This window comes from Staphylococcus sp. SUC_1.2, assembly GCF_026222585.1.
On sequence record NZ_JANJPM010000006.1, the window covers coordinates 25,698 to 43,834 of the forward strand.

An 18,137-nucleotide genomic window follows, 5' to 3' on the forward strand; every position below is an offset into this window, starting at 1 on the left:
TATAACACTCTATATCAAATTATTTTTTAATTCATTAAAATTTATTTTTTAGGTTTAAATTGAATTGTACTTGTTAATTCAAGTGCTAAATCATATACAAGTTTAGCAAGTACCTTTGTATTATGACGAACAAAGACATGGTCATAAATTTCTACAAGATTTTTAGAAGTAATCATTTTAATATTATTTTCTGTTAATTTTATTTTATTCGTACTTACAGGATGAGCATTACGTTCTTTATATCGTTGAAGAATCTGTTCATCAAATGCATCATTACTACAAATAACATAATCAATAAATGGTTCACCAGCATGTTGATGAATAGCTTTAACATGATCGTAGACATCATAATCATTTGTTTCTCCTGGTTGAGTCATAATATTAGAAATGTATAATTTCGGTGCTTGTGAACTTATTATTGCTTTAGAAATACCTTCAATACACAAATTTGAAATTACACTTGTATACAGTGAACCAGGACCTAGAACAATTAAATCCGCTTCTTGTAAAGCATCAACGGCTTCCTGCATGGGTTCTACATTAGATGGTTCTAAATAGACACGTCGAATTTTTTTATTTTTTTTAGGTATTTTAGATTCACCTTTAACAATCTCACCATCTTCTAAAACAGCATTTAACATAACATTAGTATTAGTAGATGGAATCACTTTTCCTTTAATGTTTAAAATTTTACTTAATTCTTTCACTGCATGACCAAAGTCATTTTTTATATTTGTAAGTGCTGCAAGTAATAAATTACCTAATGAGTGACCTTCAATTTGATGTTCTTCAAAACGATACTGAAATAATTCTTCTAGAATTGGTTCTGCATCACTTAGCGCTGCAATGACATTTCTAATATCTCCTGGAGCAGGAATAGACATTTCATCTCTAATTTTACCTGTACTACCACCATCATCTGCAACTGTAACAATAGCAGTAATATCTATTGGATATTCTCGTAACCCTCTAGCTAGTACTGAGAGTCCTGTGCCTCCTCCGATTAGTACTACTTTCAACTGTTTCATTTCTTCACGCCACTTTCAATATGTGCATCTCTATGATGAACATACACATTATAATCAAATATATCATTTAACTCTTCTCCGATACGTTTAGCTAAGGCTACAGAGCGATGTTGTCCGCCAGTACAACCTATTGCTATAACCAGTTGTGATTTACCCTCTTTTTTATAGCCTGGAATCATAAAAATAAGTAAATCCATTAGTTTTTCAAAGAAAGTTTCAGTTTCTTTCCATTTCATCACATAATTATAAACTGCTTCATCTTCTCCAGTCATCGGTCTCAAGTCTTCAACATAATATGGATTAGGCAAAAAGCGTACATCGAATACTAAATCAGCATCTTTCTGAATACCATGTTTAAATCCAAAACTAGTTACATTAATACTAAATGAATTCATTTTTTCATCGGCGAAATGACGTTTGATTCTTTCTTTTAATTCTTTAGGCTTTAACTCTGTAGTATCAATAATATAATTCGCTATTGATCTAATATTTGAAAGTAATTGTTGTTCTTCTAGAATTGAATCAATTAAAGACATTTGACCATTTTGATTTAAAGGGTGCGCTCTACGTGATTCTTTATATCTAGAAATTAATTTTTCAGTTGTAGCTTCTAAAAACATAACATCTACAATAACATCATTTCGCGTTTTAATTACATCAATTTCATCTATAAGTGATTTAAATAACTCTTTTCCTCTTAAATCAATTGCAATTGCTACTTTTTGAAGTGAAGGGTTACCTTGCTCCATTAACTCCACAAGTTTAGGTAGTAATATAGGTGGTAAATTATCTACACAGAAAAAGCCAATATCTTCTAAACATTGAATAACTAATGATTTACCAGCGCCAGACAATCCTGTAACAACTAATAGTTCACTTTTGCTCATTTCATCATTTATTTGATTAACCATTCTAAGCACCATCCATTTAAGCATACATGTATTTATATAACATCATAGCATATATTTTTACCTTGCTAACAATTTGTATCGACTTTACTGCTAAGAAAAAAGCTAGTAATAATACTTCTATCAGAAGTGATTATTCTAGCTTTAATTAATCCCTTAAGCTTCTTCTTTATCTTTTAATTCTTCGATATAATCAATTGCACTTTGTGCAGCAATACTACCATCACCTGTAGCAGTTACGATTTGACGTAATCCTTTATCTCTCACGTCTCCAGCTGCAAAAATCCCTGGTACAGAAGTAGTCATATCATCTTTTGTAATAATATAACCCATATCATTTGTAATACCTAAGTTATTAAATGGTGCTGTTAAAGGTTTCATCCCAATATAAATAAATACACCGTCTGCATCTAACGTTTGTTCAGACGCATCTTTTGTTGAAACTAACGTTACAGATCCAACTTTTCCATCTTTTTCATTAATTGATTTCAAAGTGTGACTCCAAATAAAATCAATTTTTTCATTTTTAAATGCACGATCTTGTAGAATTTTTTGGGCTCTTAATTCGTCTCTTCGGTGAACAATTGTTACTTTATCAGCGAATTTAGTAAGGAATGCGCCTTCTTCTACCGCTGAATCGCCTCCACCAATAACAAATATATTTTTGTTTTTAAAGAATGCGCCATCACATACTGCACAATAACTTACGCCACGGCCACCTAACTCTTGTTCACCAGGGACACCAATTTTTTTATATTCTGCACCTGTTGAAATAATCACTGCTCTAGCTGTTATAGTTTTATTTCCTAGATTAATCACTTTGTGATCGCCATTATCTTCAATTGATTTGATATCTCCATATTGATAAGAAGCACCAAATTTTTTCGCATGTTCAAACATTTTTGTTGATAAATCTGGACCTGTAATCATTTCAAACCCTGGAAAATTTTCAACTTCTTCCGTATTTGCCATTTGTCCTCCAGGCATACCACGTTCAATCATCACTGTATTTAGATTTGCACGTGATGCATAAACTGCAGCAGTCATTCCAGCTGGTCCAGCCCCAATTATCGCAACATCAAAATCTACTTCGTTCATTTTTATACCTCCTACGTTTATATTAATACGCGCATTATATAGTATTATTTGCTTTTCATAAATTTATATGCTCAATAATTTATCAATTGCGTTATCTAATTTATATCTTGTAGTATTAAAAATTTCAATGATTTTCTTTTTAGTTATACGCTTTTTATGATAACGGTAATATAAATAAACATGTGCCGCAATATATCTATTTAACTCTTTAAAATTAACGCCTTCAACGATTAAAGCTTCTCCTTTATCAATCCAACTGACAAATAATTCTGTATCAAACGATAGTTCTTCAACGTCATACATTTTCTTTAATCCTTTATGAATAAAATCAAGCTTATTTAAATGTAATCCTTGAACTAAGTAAGTTAAATATAACTTTTCATAGTCATTCATGTTTTCCAATACTGACCAAATGTCTTCAGTCATTAGTATTTCTTTTCCGTTTAACTGATTTAATAAAAATACGCCATATAATCGATAATGACTGTCATCATCTAATAATAAAGGTAATATTTTTTGTTCAAATGTATATTTACTTTCTTCTAATACCCATGGGGCATATCCAACATCTACTTCAGAAATTTGCAATAATTTATCCCAAAATAATTTACTTTGTTTTTTATTTCCTAAGTAATAATAGTTATAGCTTAAAGCATTAAACATTTGAATTGAAACAAACTTACCCTTTTTATATAAAGGTAATAAAAGTTGTTGAGACGCTTTGTACTGTTTGAGATAACTTAGTACAATACCTAACTTAAAACTTTCATCTTCGTTCATCGGCATCACTTTATTTAATATTTTTATATATTTGTGATACTTCTCTGTTTCATTAGTATTATATAATAGCAATGTATAATGACAGAGTGCATGTACATCCGAGTTATCTTCAGCAAGCAATGTTTCGAATAATTCTTTAGCAATCTCATATTCACTCAAATAAAGATAACACATTGCTAGTAAATTTCTAATAACGCGATGCGACTGAATATCATCGTTTTGTTTTAAAATATACGTTCGTGCTTCTTGTAAACGTCCTTGAGCGAATAAATATTGAAATAATAATTGAACTGCAAATAATTGTGCTTCCATTTCAATTTTATTTTCTTCAATATAAGAAACTTCGAACATTTTTTCTAATTCTTCTCTAAAAGAATCATCATTTGATAAAACTACATAATTAATACCAAACAAGAAGGCCTTGTTTGGCTCGTTAAGTTTAATATTCAGTTGACTCAATTGATAATAACTTTCTGCTACATTATGATCATTTATAATGCTTTCATAAAACATTTTTTCTGCTTTTTTATTCAAATTCAATTCATTTAAACAATCGGCATACTTAAGTCTTATATCAAAATCTTCAGGTGACAAATCTAGCACATTTCTATAATATTCAGCTGCTTTTCTATAATCTCTCTGTTTATATTTTTGATCTGCCATCTTTCGATAAAAATTCTCATCAAAAGTCATTGGAATAATTTTTTGTTCCTTTCGTGCCATGCTTTGTCACCACTTTCTTATTTATTATGAATTTGCATGGGGTTTCCAAAAGCAATAGTATCATCGGGAACATCTTTAGAGACGATAGTACCTGCTTTAATTATAACGTTATGACCGATTTTCACCCCAGGTAAAATGGTCACATTTGCTCCAATTAAAGTATGAGAACCAATGTCCACTCGTCCATAACGATACTCATTTACTAAAATTTCATGCGTTAATATTGTTGTATTATAACCAATAACAGTATTACTGCCAATAGATATTAACTGGGGATGAAAAATATCAGGCATTACCTTATAGGCAAATGCAGTTCGTTCCCCAATTGACATCTTCAAGAAATGAATATAAATATAACGTTTTACATTTAAAAAAGGAATAAAGCGACTTATTTCTATTATTACTGTATTTTTTAACACTTTAGAAAAACGAACAAATTGGTAAATGCGCCATAAGGGATTCATCGACTGTGTATTAATAATAGTTAATCGTCTCATTATTTTACCTTCACTCTTGAATTCCAAGTTAATGGTCCAGCATTTTTATAAATAACTGGTTGATGTTTGATTCGACGATAGATAATTAAAATAATACCCATAATCATTAAAATAACTGAAACAAGTTGAGCTACGCGAATATGACTTGTTAACATTAAACTGTCTGTTCTTAATCCTTCAATAAAGAAGCGTCCTATTGAATACCAAATGAGGTATAATGAAAATGTTTCTCCAACACGTAGATGCTTTCTAAGGGTAATTAATATAATAAATCCAAGTATATCCCAAATAGATTCATATAAAAAAGTAGGATGATAGTATACACCTTCAATATACATATTTCGAATAATAAATTCTGGAATATGCATGCTTTCTAGAAATGTTCTTGATACCGGTCCACCATGAGCTTCATGATTCATAAAATTGCCCCATCGCCCTATACCTTGAGCTAATATAATACTTGGCGCAACAATGTCTCCAATTTGAAAAGGATTAAGATTTTTCAATTTACATAGAATAATTCCAGTAATAAAGCCACCTATTAATCCACCGTGAATAGCTATCCCGCCATGCCAAATTTTAGGTATTTCTGATGGATTTTCCATATAATAAGGCCATTGAAATATAACAAAATAAATTCTTGCAACTAGAAATCCGAAAATTGCACAATAAAAGATAATATCTACTAATGTATCTTTATGTAATCCTATAGATTTCAAGCTTTCTTGAGCAATAAAATATCCTATTAATATTCCTACTGCAATAATAATTCCATACCATTTTATCGATAAAGGACCTATATCGATAGCAGTAGGATTGATATAATTCAAATTAAAAAGCATATACTATTTCCCTTCATTCTGATTCCCATTCTTGATAATTTCTTCATTCAAACGTTGATTAAATTCTTCAGCTGTATTAATACCCATGATATTTAAACGATAATTCATTGCAGCTACTTCTATAATAACAGCAACGTTTCTTCCTGGTCTTACAGGGATTGTTTTTTTAGTTATTTCTGTATCTAAAATCTTTAATGTTTCTTCATTTAATCCAACGCGATCATATAATTTATTCTTATCCCAATTTTCAAGATTTATATTTAACCGTATTTGTTTTTGGGTTAGAATTGACCCCGCTCCAAATAAAGTCATGACATTGATAATTCCTAGTCCACGTATTTCTAATAAATGTTCAATTAACTTAGGTGGTGTACCAACCAATTCGTCTTTCGTAATTTCACGGATTTCAACATTATCGTCTGCTACTAAACGATGACCTCGCTTTACTAATTCTAATGCTGTTTCACTTTTCCCGATGCCAGAGTCTCCTGTAATTAATACTCCTACACCATATACGTCTACTAAAACACCGTGTAGAGAGGTCGTTTTAGCTAACTCATGTTCTAAAAATGTCGTTAATCGACTCATTAAACTTGTTGTAGCATCTTTAGAAACAATCAAAGGTGTATCCATTTCTTGAGCCGCTTCAATCAGTTCTTGAGGTGGCTCTAATCCTCTTGTCACAATAATTGCTGGCGTTTCAGGACGACATAATTTTCTCATTCGTCCCCGTCTTTCTTCATCTGGTAATAAATTGTAAAATGATAATTCAGTGGTACCTAATAATTGAATACGATTTGCTGCATAATGAGAAAAATAACCTGCCATTTCTAAACCAGGTCTAGAAATATCAATGTTTTTAATCGTTTTATTTAATCCTTTTTCTCCAGTAAATAGCTTCAGTTTTAATACTTTAACCAATCTATCTGTCGTTAACATGAGTTCACCTCAAAATTCCCTTGAATTAATTCATCTCTTATCATATCAAAAATATAACAATATGTTATATAAAAAAACACTATCGCACATTAAATGCTATTTTATTCATCTCGCACTTTATCACGTTCTAACACTGTTTTTAAATACTTACCAGTATAAGAAGCTCCCACACTTGCAATGTCTTCTGGCGTTCCAGTTGCAACGATAGTACCGCCACCTTCGCCACCTTCTGGTCCTAAATCTATAATATAATCTGCTGTTTTAATAACATCTAAATTATGTTCAATAATAACCACTGTATCTCCATTTTCCACAAGGCGATTTAATACTTTTAATAATCGACTGATATCGTCAACATGAAGACCTGTAGTAGGTTCATCTAAGATATAAATTGAGCGTCCTGTAGAACGTTTGTGTAATTCTGAAGCCAGTTTCACACGTTGTGCTTCCCCACCAGAAAGTGTGGTTGCTTGTTGTCCTAAAGTAATATAGCCTAATCCTACATCTACAAGTGTTTGTAATTTTCTATGAATTTTAGGAATATTTTCAAAGAAATAAGTCGCTTCTTCTACTGTCATTGCTAATACATCTGCAATATTTTTCCCTTTATATGTGACTTCTAAAGTTTCTCTATTGTATCGTTTGCCATCACACACTTCGCATGGAACATATACATCTGGTAAGAAGTGCATTTCTATTTTAATGATGCCATCGCCTTTACAAGCTTCACAACGACCGCCTTTAACATTAAAACTAAAGCGTCCTTTTTGATATCCTCTAATTTTAGCTTCATTCGTTTGAGCAAAAACATCTCTAATGTCATCAAATACACCTGTATATGTCGCCGGGTTAGAACGTGGTGTTCTTCCTATAGGTGATTGATCAATATCTATAATCTTATCTAATTGATCAATACCTTTAATTTCCTCATGCTCTCCAGGTTTAACTTTAGAATTATTAATTGTTTGAGCTAATGATTTATATAACACTTCATTAACTAATGAACTTTTACCTGATCCAGAAACACCAGTTACAACCGTCATTACAGACAATGGAATATCTACATCAACATCTTTTAAATTATTACTTTTTGCACCTTTTATTGATATTTTACGATTCGTGATTTCTCTACGATGTTCCGGTACGTCAATACGTTTTTTACCGCTCAAGTATTGACCTGTTAAGGATTTCTTGTCTTTCATTACCTTTTTAGGAGTCCCACTTGAGACAATTTCGCCGCCATGGTTACCTGCACCAGGTCCGACATCAACAAGGTAATCTGCTGCTCTCATCGTATCATCATCATGTTCAACGACAATTAGTGTGTTACCTAAATCTCTCATCTCTTTTAATGTATTGATTAAACGATCATTATCGCGTTGATGTAACCCGATAGAAGGTTCGTCTAATACATAAAGCACGCCTGTCAATCGTGATCCAATTTGAGTAGCAAGACGAATACGTTGTGCTTCTCCACCTGATAATGTTCCTGAAGAACGATTCAGTGTTAAATAATCAAGGCCTACATTATTTAAAAATGTCAATCTTGAAATAATCTCAATTAAAATTTGTTTAGCAATCGCTTTGTCTTGCTCTGATAACTCTATATTCTCATAAAATTTGAGTGCATTTTTAATTGAATATTCTACAACTTCTCCAATATTGTATCCACCAACATATACTGAAAGTGCTTCTTTACTTAAACGTTTACCGTGACATGTTTCACACGGAAGTTCAGTCATATATCTACTCATCATTTCACGTGTATATTCTGATGGTGATTCGTGATAACGTCGATCTATATTAGCGACTACGCCTTCAAATTTCATTTTTCTACGGCGTGTGCCTCCATTTCGACTATGAAATGAAAACTCAATTTCTTTATCGCCTGACCCATTCATAAGAATACCTTTTTGTCTATCAGTCAATTTTTTATATGGCTTATCCATATTAATTTTATAAACTTCACATACTCGTTTTAATAATGTTGGATAAAAGTCGGAACTTGTAGGCTCCCAAGGTTCAATCGCACCTTCATTTAAAGTTTTATTAGTATCAGGAACAACCAAATCTAGATCTACTGTAAGTCTTTGACCTAATCCATCACATGTTGGACAAGCACCGAATGGGCTATTAAAACTAAACATTCTAGGTTCTAATTCACCTATAGAAAATCCACAAATTGGACAAGCATGATTTTCAGAGAATTTGAGATCTTCTCCACCAATGACATCAACAGTAAGGTTTCCTTCACCTAGCTCTAAACTTGTTTCTATTGAATCTGCTAATCTTGTTTCTATTCCTGATTTTACAACTAAACGATCTACAACTACTTCAATAGTATGATTTTTATTTTTATCTAGTGCAGGAACCTCGTTTACATCGACCACTTCACCATTGACACGTAATCTGACATATCCCTTTTTGCCAATATCTTCAATTAATTTTTCATGGCTCCCTTTTCTATGTGAAACTAAAGGAGCTAAAATTTGAATTTTAGTTCTTTCTTCTAATTCTAATATACGATCTACCATTTGCTGGACGGTTTGCGATTCAATTTCGATTCCATGATATGGACAAAATGCTTTCCCCACACGTGCATATAATAATCGAATGTAATCATATATTTCAGTCACAGTAGCTACTGTAGAACGCGGGTTTTTACTTGTCGTTTTTTGGTCAATTGAAATTGCAGGTGATAGTCCTTCAATGGTATCAACATCTGGCTTATCCATTTGTCCTAAAAATTGTCGTGCGTAGGCACTTAACGATTCTACATAGCGACGTTGTCCTTCAGCATATATTGTGTCAAATGCAAGTGATGATTTTCCCGACCCAGAGAGACCAGTCATCACTATAAGTTTGTTCTTTGGTAACTCAATATCGATATCTTTTAAGTTATGTGCTCTTGCACCTTTAACTACGATACTTGGACCTTTCATGTAATAATCACCCTTCTGCTTTTAGTTCAAATAACATATCTCTCAATTCTGTTGCTCTTTCAAAGTCTAAATCTTTAGCTGCTTTTTTCATTTCTTTTTCAATATTTTCAATTGTTTTCTGACGTTCTTTCTTTGTCATTTTCTTAGGTACTTCAGTTTGTTGCTTTTCATTTGTTTCATCATTATCCACTGTTGCACTAATGACATCATGTATTTTTTTATTGATTGTTTTAGGAGTAATACCATATTTTTCGTTATGTGCCATTTGTATTTCTCGACGACGCTGTGTTTCATCAATTGCGTACTGCATAGAGTCTGTTATCTTATCGGCATACATGATAACTTCTCCTTTATCGTTACGTGCAGCACGTCCGATAGTTTGAATAAGTGAACGATTTGAACGTAAAAATCCTTCTTTATCTGCATCTAAAATAACTACTAACGACACTTCAGGTATATCAATACCCTCTCTAAGCAAATTGATACCTACTACAGCATCATATGTGCCCATTCTTAAATCACGTATAATTTCTATACGTTCAAGTGTTTTGATTTCAGAATGAAGATAATTCACTTTAATTCCTGCCTCTTTCATATATGTTGTCAAATCTTCACTCATTTTTTTAGTTAAGGTTGTGACAAGTACACGTTCATTCCTATCAATTCTTTCTTGAATTTCACTGAGTAAATCATCAATTTGATTCTTCGTAGGTCGAACATCAATTTTAGGATCTAATAAACCAGTTGGTCGAATAATTTGTTCTACCATTTTATCAGTATGTTCAATTTCATATGGACCAGGTGTTGCTGAAACATAAACGAGCTGTTTAGTTTTTTGTTCAAATTCTTCAAATTTAAGCGGACGGTTATCCATAGCACTTGGTAAACGGAAACCATGATCTACGAGTACTTTTTTACGTGCTTGGTCTCCATTAAACATACCTCTAATTTGTGGTAACGTCACGTGCGACTCATCTATCATTACAAGCCAATCATCACCAAAATAATCAAGTAAAGTATAAGGTGTGGAACCAAGTGGTCTTAATGTTAAATGAACAGAATAATTCTCTATTCCTGAACAAAAGCCCATCTCTCTCATCATTTCTAAGTCATAATTTGTACGTTGTTCTAGACGTTGTGCTTCTAATAATTTATTTTCAGCTTTCAATTCTTTTAATCGCTCTTCAAGTTCTTTTTCAATACGTTCAATAGCGACTTTCATTTTTTCTTCTCTAGTAACGAAGTGGGAAGCAGGGAATATAGCAAAATGTTCTCTTTCACGTATCACTTCACCAGTTAGATAATTTACTTCTCTGATTCTATCAACTTCATCGCCAAAGAATTCTACTCGGATACACATTTCTTCCCTTGAAGCAGGAAAGATTTCTACAACATCTCCTCTTACTCTAAATGTACCACGTTGAAAATCGATGTCGTTTCTTGAATATTGAACATCGACTAATTTTCGAAGAAGCTCACTTCTATCCATTTCCATCCCTACTCGAACGCTAACAACTAAATCTTTGTATTCTTCTGGATTACCTAAACCATAAATACAACTTACACTTGCAATAATAATCACATCATCACGTTCGAATAAAGCACTTGTAGCTGAATGTCGTAACTGATCAATTTCATCGTTAATTGAGGCGTCTTTTTCGATAAATGTATCCGTTGATGGTACATATGCTTCAGGTTGATAATAATCGTAGTAACTCACGAAATATTCTACCCTATTTTCAGGAAAGAACTCTTTAAATTCACTATACAATTGACCTGCTAGCGTTTTATTATGCGCTATAATTAATGTAGGTTTTCCAACTTCTTTAATAACATTACTCATGGTAAATGTTTTACCAGTACCCGTTGCACCAAGTAATGTTTGATGACGTTTACCAGCTTTAACACCTTCAACGATTTTTTTTATGGCTTGAGGCTGGTCCCCTTGTGGTTCAAATTCAGAATTTAATTTAAAAGGATGATGTTCTACCATTCTTTCAAGCGCCTCCTCAGTTTATTTTATTAATTGTTTATTTCAGTATAAATAATATTATTTATACTTATTTTAACAAAAAAGCGAATAAAAAAACAAACGTTTGTTCGCTTACGTTTGCCATCATTTTTTATACATATATAAAAGATGAGACACAAATATAAATTCACTTCTATATTTATGCCTCATCTTAATATGTTGACGTATTTTTATTAGATATGTATTAATAATATAAAACAAATGGTATAGTACTGCAATTTTTTGGCTTAGTCTTGATGTTTGTGAAATTCTAAATTATCAATAATCACATAACCAGCTAGGATAGATACTACATCTAAAAATATAATCCATTCATTATGAAAAAATCCTTTATACACTGAAGCGGCAATTAATATCAATGTTACAATAACGCCTACCCATTTACTTCTGGTAATGACACTAAATAAAATAACTAAGATACAAGGAAAGAAAGCAGCTAAAGTATACCATACCATTATATTCACTCATTTCTTCTTCGTCGTTCTAAGATTGACATTGTTGTTTCACGTAGTTCAGCACGAGGAATAAAGTTTTCTGTAAGCATTTCCGGTATAACGTGATCAATAAAATCTTGTACTGAACTTAAATGATCAAATTGCATTATTGTTTCTAGGCTATGTTCATAAATTTCAAAAAACAGATCTTCCGGATTACGTTTTTGAATTTCACCAAACGTTTCATATAATAAATCAATTTTATCAGCTACTGATAAAATTTGGCCTTCTAAAGAATCATCTTTTCCCTCTTGAAGTCTTTTACGATAAATATCTTGGTATGGCTTCGGAATTTCTTCATTAATGAACGTATCTACCATTTCTTCTTCGACTTGAGAAAATAACATTTTTAATTCTCTACTTGCATATTTAACTGGTGTCTTAATATCCCCTGTAAATACTTCTGCAAAATCATGGTTAAGGGCTTTTTCATACAAGCTTTTCCAATCAATTGAATTACCATGATATTCTTCAACTGTTGCTAAGTATTGAGCTATTTTAGTAACTTTAAATGAATGTGCTGCAACATTATGCTCAAAATATTTGAATTTTCCTGGTAATCTTATTAATTTTTCAAGATCAGATAAACGTTTAAAGTATTGATGAACCCCCATAATGCGGTTATACCTCCTTATATTATTAAATAGAAATTATACTTGTATTTATTATATCAATCAATCGTTTAGTAAAAAGTTTTAATTGTGATAATTTCATAACTTTTATTTCTTTTTTTAAACAATACATTGCATTATTAATAACTAAAAAAACATCAACAAAACACAAGCTTTGTTGATGCTTTAACATTATAAATCCTTTGAAAATTTAATGTATAAAATTATAACTAGACGAATTATAAATTGTTCTATTTGTAACATCATTGAAATGACCATTCCAATTCATCTCTGAAACATAAAACGAACCATCATTGTTCACACGTTCTACGATGCCCACATGACCATAATAACCCGCTGGTGTTTGGAAAACAGCACCCACTTCTGGACGATGATCGACCACTAAACCAGCATTTCTAGCTGAGCTTGCCCAATTATTTGCATTTCCCCAATAGCTCCCTACTGAACGTCCTAATTGTTGTCTACGATCAAATGCATAATATGTACAGTTACCAAAATAATAATGATTACCTTGGTTATTTAAAGCGCTATTATTATAATATACTGGTGCACTTACTGTTTCAGTATTGTAATTATTACTAGTAACATATGATGGAGACGCTACATATGACGCAGTTTCAGCGCTATTATAACTTAATGGTGCAGTTTCAGTTTCACTTGAATAAGGCGTAGCATATACACTACTATCACTTATCAATTGACTTTCTAATGTTGCTGAACCTTTGTCACTTACTGCGATTAAATCACCAGGATGAATTAACGGTTTTACTCCTGGATTAAATGCATATAATTCATCTAATGTTAAATGATGAGCATTCGCAATGTTGTTTAATGTATCACCCGATTTAACTTCAACAATATCTTTATCAGGTACAACTATTGAAATATCTTTTTCAACTTCCTCATTACCTATATGATTTAATTTTTTTATCTCATCTGCAGTTGTAGAAAATTGTTGTGCCAATGCTTCTACATTTGTTTTTTCTTTAACAATGTGTGTTTGTTGTGCATGTGCTAACGTATTTAAACCTGTAATTGCTGCAATTGAAGCAAATGTTACAGTCATTGATTTTTTTAACATGTTGTCATTCCTTTGCTGTAGTGTATGCTTGTTCATTAATACTTTAGCATAAACAACATTAAAAAAGAGGAATGTTAAAACCTTGTAATATAAAGGTTAAATAACACTCCTAAATTAGTTTAAATTGATTAAATTAGTAATATTACAAGTCACGAATTACATTTTAAAGTTAGATTTATTTAGATTTTAAAATTTTATTTTTTATTAATAAACAACTCAATCAATCATTTTGTGACATCGTTTGTCGTAAATAAGCTTCTATAAATGGCGCAATATCTCCATCCATTACTGCATCTACCTTAGCAGTCTCTTCATTTGTACGATGATCTTTTACCATAGAATATGGATGGAATACATACGAACGAATTTGACTACCCCATCCTATTTCTTTTTGTTCACCACGAATTTCTGCCATTTCACGTTCTTGCTCTTCTAACTTCAATTGATATAATTTAGATTTCAACATTTTCATTGCAGCTTCACGGTTCTTGATTTGAGAACGTTCATTTTGGTTATTCACTACAATTCCGGTTGGATGGTGAGTAATACGGATTGCAGACTCTGTTTTATTGATATGTTGTCCACCTGCACCTGACGCTCTAAATGTATCTACTGTAATATCATCAGGATTAATTTCTATTTCTATCTCATCATTATCAAATTCTGGTATAACATCACAAGAAGCAAATGACGTATGACGTCTTCCAGATGAATCAAAAGGTGAAATTCTTACAAGTCGGTGTACTCCTTTTTCTGCTTTTAAGTAACCGTAGGCGTTATGACCTTTAATCAATAATGTAACGCTTTTTACTCCCGCTTCATCACCTGGTAAATAATCGATGGTTTCTATTTTAAAGCCTTGTTGTTCACCATATCTTTGGTACATTCTTAATAACATGCTAGCCCAGTCTTGAGATTCGGTCCCTCCAGCACCAGGATGCAACTCTAAAATAGCATTATTTGCATCATGTGGACCATCTAATAATAATTGTAATTCAAACTGATCGATTTGTTCTCTGAATGATACAATATCTTGTTCTAAATCTTCTTTGATTTCATCATCATATTCCTCTTGAAGTAATTCCCATGTTGCATCCATATCTTCTAATTTATGATTGAGCTCATAGTAACCATTAACTATCGATTTTAATGCATTATTTTTATCAATAACATCTTGAGCTTTATTTTGGTTATCCCAAAAGTCTGGTTCTGTCATCATTTCTTCATATTCTTGAATATTTGTTTCTTTATTTTCTAAGTCAAAGAGACCCCCTAATTTGTTCTAAATCATTATTATATTCATCAATATTACGTTTGATTTCTGATAATTCCACTATATATGTCTCCTTTATTTATAAATTCTTTAAATAAAATACGAGATCGCGACAAAAGCTTTTAAATGATAAGCAATATACGTCTCGATCTCGCCTAATTATAATTACTTGATATTAATCTTCTTTACCATGGCAATTTTTATATTTTTTACCACTACCACAAGGACAAGGATCATTACGTCCGATTTTTTCACCTTTTACAATCGGTTGTTTTTTTGCTTTTTCTTTGCCATCTTCAGCAGATACGTGTTGTGCCTTGCCAAAATCTGTTGTTTTTTCACGTTCAACTTGTTCGTCTACTTGAATAACAGATTTTAATATATATTTAGACGTATCTTCTTCAATAGCTTGCATCATTAAGTCAAATAACTCGTGTCCTTCATTTTGGTAATCACGAAGTGGATTTTGTTGTGCATATGAACGTAAGTGTATACCTTGGCGTAACTGATCCATTGTATCAATATGGTCAGTCCAATGAGTATCAATAGAACGTAATAAAATCATACGTTCAAATTCAGGCATTTGATCTCCAATGTTTTCTTTTTGGCTTTCATAACCTTTTTCAATTTTAGTCCATACCACTTCAAAAATGTCTTCAGAATCTTTACCTTTAATTTCTTCTTCAGTTAATTCTCCTTCTTGAATAAACACATCATTAACATAATTTATAAATGGTCCATAATCAGGATTATCATCTTCATCGTTAATATAGTAGTTAATCGCTCTCTGTAAAGTAGTACGCATCATCGCAATAACAATTTCTGAACTATCTTCTGAATCTATAATGCTATTACGTTCATTATAAATAATTTCACGTTGTTTACGTAATACTTCATCATACTCGAGAATACGTTTACGTGCATCAAAGTTATTTCCTTCAACACGTTTTTGAGCTGATTCAACTGCGCGTGAAACCATTTTAGATTCTATTGGCGTTGAATCATCCATACCTAAACGATTCATCATTTTTTGAAGTCTTTCAGAACCAAAACGAACCATTAATTCATCTTGTAATGATAAGTAGAAACGACTATCCCCTTTATCTCCTTGACGACCTGAACGACCACGTAATTGATCATCAATACGACGAGATTCATGTCTTTCAGTGCCTATTACTGCAAGGCCACCTATTTCTTCTACGCCTTCACCTAATTTAATGTCTGTTCCACGTCCAGCCATATTAGTAGCAATAGTAACTGCACCTTTTTGTCCTGCATTGGCTACAATTTCAGCTTCTCTTTCATGATTCTTCGCATTTAATACATCATGACGTATACCGCGTTTTTTCAATAAATTTGAAATGTATTCACTTGTTTCTACTGCAACAGTACCTAATAAAACGGGTTGCCCTTGTTTATGTTTTTCAACCACATCGTCTACAACTGCATCAAACTTTCCTTTTTGACTAATATAAATTAAATCAGACTTATCTTGACGTTGAACAGGTTTGTTCGTTGGAATTTGAGTTACTGTCATATTATAGATATTACGGAACTCTTCTTCTTCAGTTTTAGCAGTCCCAGTCATTCCAGCTAATTTATTATACATACGGAAGTAGTTTTGGAAAGTAATTGAAGCCATTGTTTTAGATTCATTTTGAATTTTCACGCCTTCTTTAGCTTCAATAGCTTGATGCAATCCTTCAGAAAAACGACGTCCAGGCATTGTACGACCAGTGAATTGATCTACAATTAATACTTCTCCATCTACGACCATGTAATCGACATCGCGTTGTAAAGTCACATGTGCTCTTAAAGCAGTATTAATATGACTAATAATATCTACATTTTGAACATCATATAAATTATCAATTTTAAACATTCGTTCTGCTTTATCTGCACCTTGTTCTGTTAAATGAACAGCTTTTGTTTTTTCATCATATTTATAATCTTCATCCGCTTTTAACATCTTAGCAAAAACATTCGCTTGAGTATAAAGAGACGTTGACTTTTCAGCTTCACCTGAAATAATTAGCGGTGTTCTTGCCTCATCTATTAAAATAGAGTCAACCTCATCAATAATAGCAAAATGTAATGGTCTCATTACGCGTTCTTCCGCATAATTCACCATATTATCTCTTAAGTAATCAAAGCCTAATTCATTATTTGTACTATAAGTAATGTCTTTTGCGTATGCTTCACGTTTTTCTTCAGTAGATTTGCTATTTAGATTTAAACCAACTGTTAAACCTAAAAACTCATATAATTCAGCCATTTCTTCACTTTGAACACTAGATAAGTATTCATTGACTGTAATAACATGAACACCTCGCCCTGCTAAAGCATTTAAATACGTTGGCATTGTCGCAGTTAATGTTTTACCTTCACCAGTTCTCATTTCTGCAATATCGCCTTTATGAATAGCAATACCACCCATAACTTGGACTTTATAAGGTGACATGTTAAATACACGTTTTGCACCTTCACGTACTAATGCAAATGCTTGTGGTAAAATTTTATCTAAATAGTCATTTTGTTTTTTTACATCTTCAATTGCTTGTGCTTCTTCTTGAAATTGCTTTGTTTTATTTCTGATTTCTTCGTCAGTTAAAATCGCCATTTTTTCCTCTAAAGCAAGTACTTCATCAGCTTTTTTACTTAAACGTTTCACTTCTTTCTTATTGCCGTCAACAATTTTTGATAAAAATCCCATTATGTTCGCTCCTTTAGCTAAAAAAACTGTTTGGCCTACAACAATTTATAATATCATTTATAAGTTCAAATTTATACTTAAATACTCATATAAATGATATGCTTAATTGTGTACAATAATTACTTTTATATCTAAACTTTCTTTCTATTTCAAAA

The 18,137-nt window shown here is 31.9% G+C and carries 14 protein-coding genes; all 14 read right to left on the reverse strand.

The annotated features are described in order from the left end of the window. Positions 1-41 precede the first annotated feature (41 nt). Positions 42-1,028 (reverse strand): gluconeogenesis factor YvcK family protein, encoded by a 987-nt coding sequence (locus NR218_RS03315; RefSeq protein WP_019834951.1) that lies wholly within the window; start codon positions 1,026-1,028, stop codon positions 42-44. Beyond that, positions 1,025-1,939 (reverse strand): RNase adapter RapZ, encoded by a 915-nt coding sequence (rapZ, locus tag NR218_RS03320; protein WP_017175914.1) that lies wholly within the window; start codon positions 1,937-1,939, stop codon positions 1,025-1,027. Before rapZ ends, NR218_RS03315 begins: the two co-directional genes overlap by 4 nt. Before the next feature lie 153 nt (positions 1,940-2,092). Next, the gene (trxB, locus tag NR218_RS03325; protein WP_017175915.1) at positions 2,093-3,034 is read right to left on the reverse strand and encodes a thioredoxin-disulfide reductase; all 942 of its coding nucleotides are present in this window, start codon (positions 3,032-3,034) and stop codon (positions 2,093-2,095) included. 63 nt (positions 3,035-3,097) lie between these two features. Next, positions 3,098-4,537: a tetratricopeptide repeat protein gene (locus NR218_RS03330; protein WP_017175916.1), complete on the reverse strand. Its 1,440-nt coding sequence runs from the start codon at positions 4,535-4,537 to the stop codon at positions 3,098-3,100. Positions 4,538-4,554: 17 nt separating this feature from the next. Further along, complete coding sequence (locus NR218_RS03335; protein WP_017175917.1) at positions 4,555-5,034, reverse strand: acyltransferase; 480 nt, start codon at positions 5,032-5,034, stop codon at positions 4,555-4,557. Then, positions 5,034-5,876, reverse strand: coding sequence for a prolipoprotein diacylglyceryl transferase (gene lgt, locus NR218_RS03340; RefSeq protein WP_048761415.1), 843 nt, complete (start codon positions 5,874-5,876; stop codon positions 5,034-5,036). Before lgt ends, NR218_RS03335 begins: the two co-directional genes overlap by 1 nt. A gap of 3 nt (positions 5,877-5,879) precedes the next feature. Beyond that, on the reverse strand, positions 5,880-6,815 hold the full coding sequence (gene hprK / locus NR218_RS03345) for an HPr(Ser) kinase/phosphatase (RefSeq protein WP_017175919.1): 936 nt from the start codon (positions 6,813-6,815) through the stop codon (positions 5,880-5,882). 101 nt (positions 6,816-6,916) lie between these two features. Continuing rightward, positions 6,917-9,757 carry an excinuclease ABC subunit UvrA gene (uvrA, locus tag NR218_RS03350; RefSeq protein WP_265883246.1) on the reverse strand — a complete coding sequence of 947 codons (2,841 nt, stop codon included), beginning with the start codon at positions 9,755-9,757 and terminating at the stop codon, positions 6,917-6,919. Positions 9,758-9,764: 7 nt separating this feature from the next. Then, a complete protein-coding gene (uvrB, locus tag NR218_RS03355; protein WP_071860279.1) occupies positions 9,765-11,750 on the reverse strand; it encodes an excinuclease ABC subunit UvrB in 1,986 nt (661 codons plus the stop codon). Between the two features lie 266 nt (positions 11,751-12,016). Continuing rightward, positions 12,017-12,244 (reverse strand): CsbA family protein, encoded by a 228-nt coding sequence (locus tag NR218_RS03360; protein WP_002448072.1) that lies wholly within the window; start codon positions 12,242-12,244, stop codon positions 12,017-12,019. 5 nt (positions 12,245-12,249) lie between these two features. Next, a complete protein-coding gene (locus NR218_RS03365; protein ID WP_017175923.1) occupies positions 12,250-12,897 on the reverse strand; it encodes a YfbR-like 5'-deoxynucleotidase in 648 nt (215 codons plus the stop codon). Between the two features lie 208 nt (positions 12,898-13,105). Then, on the reverse strand, positions 13,106-13,996 hold the full coding sequence (locus tag NR218_RS03370; RefSeq protein ID WP_002448211.1) for a CHAP domain-containing protein: 891 nt from the start codon (positions 13,994-13,996) through the stop codon (positions 13,106-13,108). 220 nt (positions 13,997-14,216) lie between these two features. After that, positions 14,217-15,330 (reverse strand): peptide chain release factor 2 gene (prfB, locus tag NR218_RS03375; RefSeq protein ID WP_100066499.1). Its coding sequence is split into 2 segments (ribosomal slippage): positions 14,217-15,257 and positions 15,259-15,330, totalling 1,113 coding nucleotides; the frame shifts between segments, so codons are not numbered across the junction. A 114-nt stretch (positions 15,331-15,444) separates the two neighbouring features. Continuing rightward, positions 15,445-17,982: a preprotein translocase subunit SecA gene (gene secA / locus NR218_RS03380; protein ID WP_071560683.1), complete on the reverse strand. Its 2,538-nt coding sequence runs from the start codon at positions 17,980-17,982 to the stop codon at positions 15,445-15,447. Between the last annotated feature and the right edge of the window lie 155 nt (positions 17,983-18,137).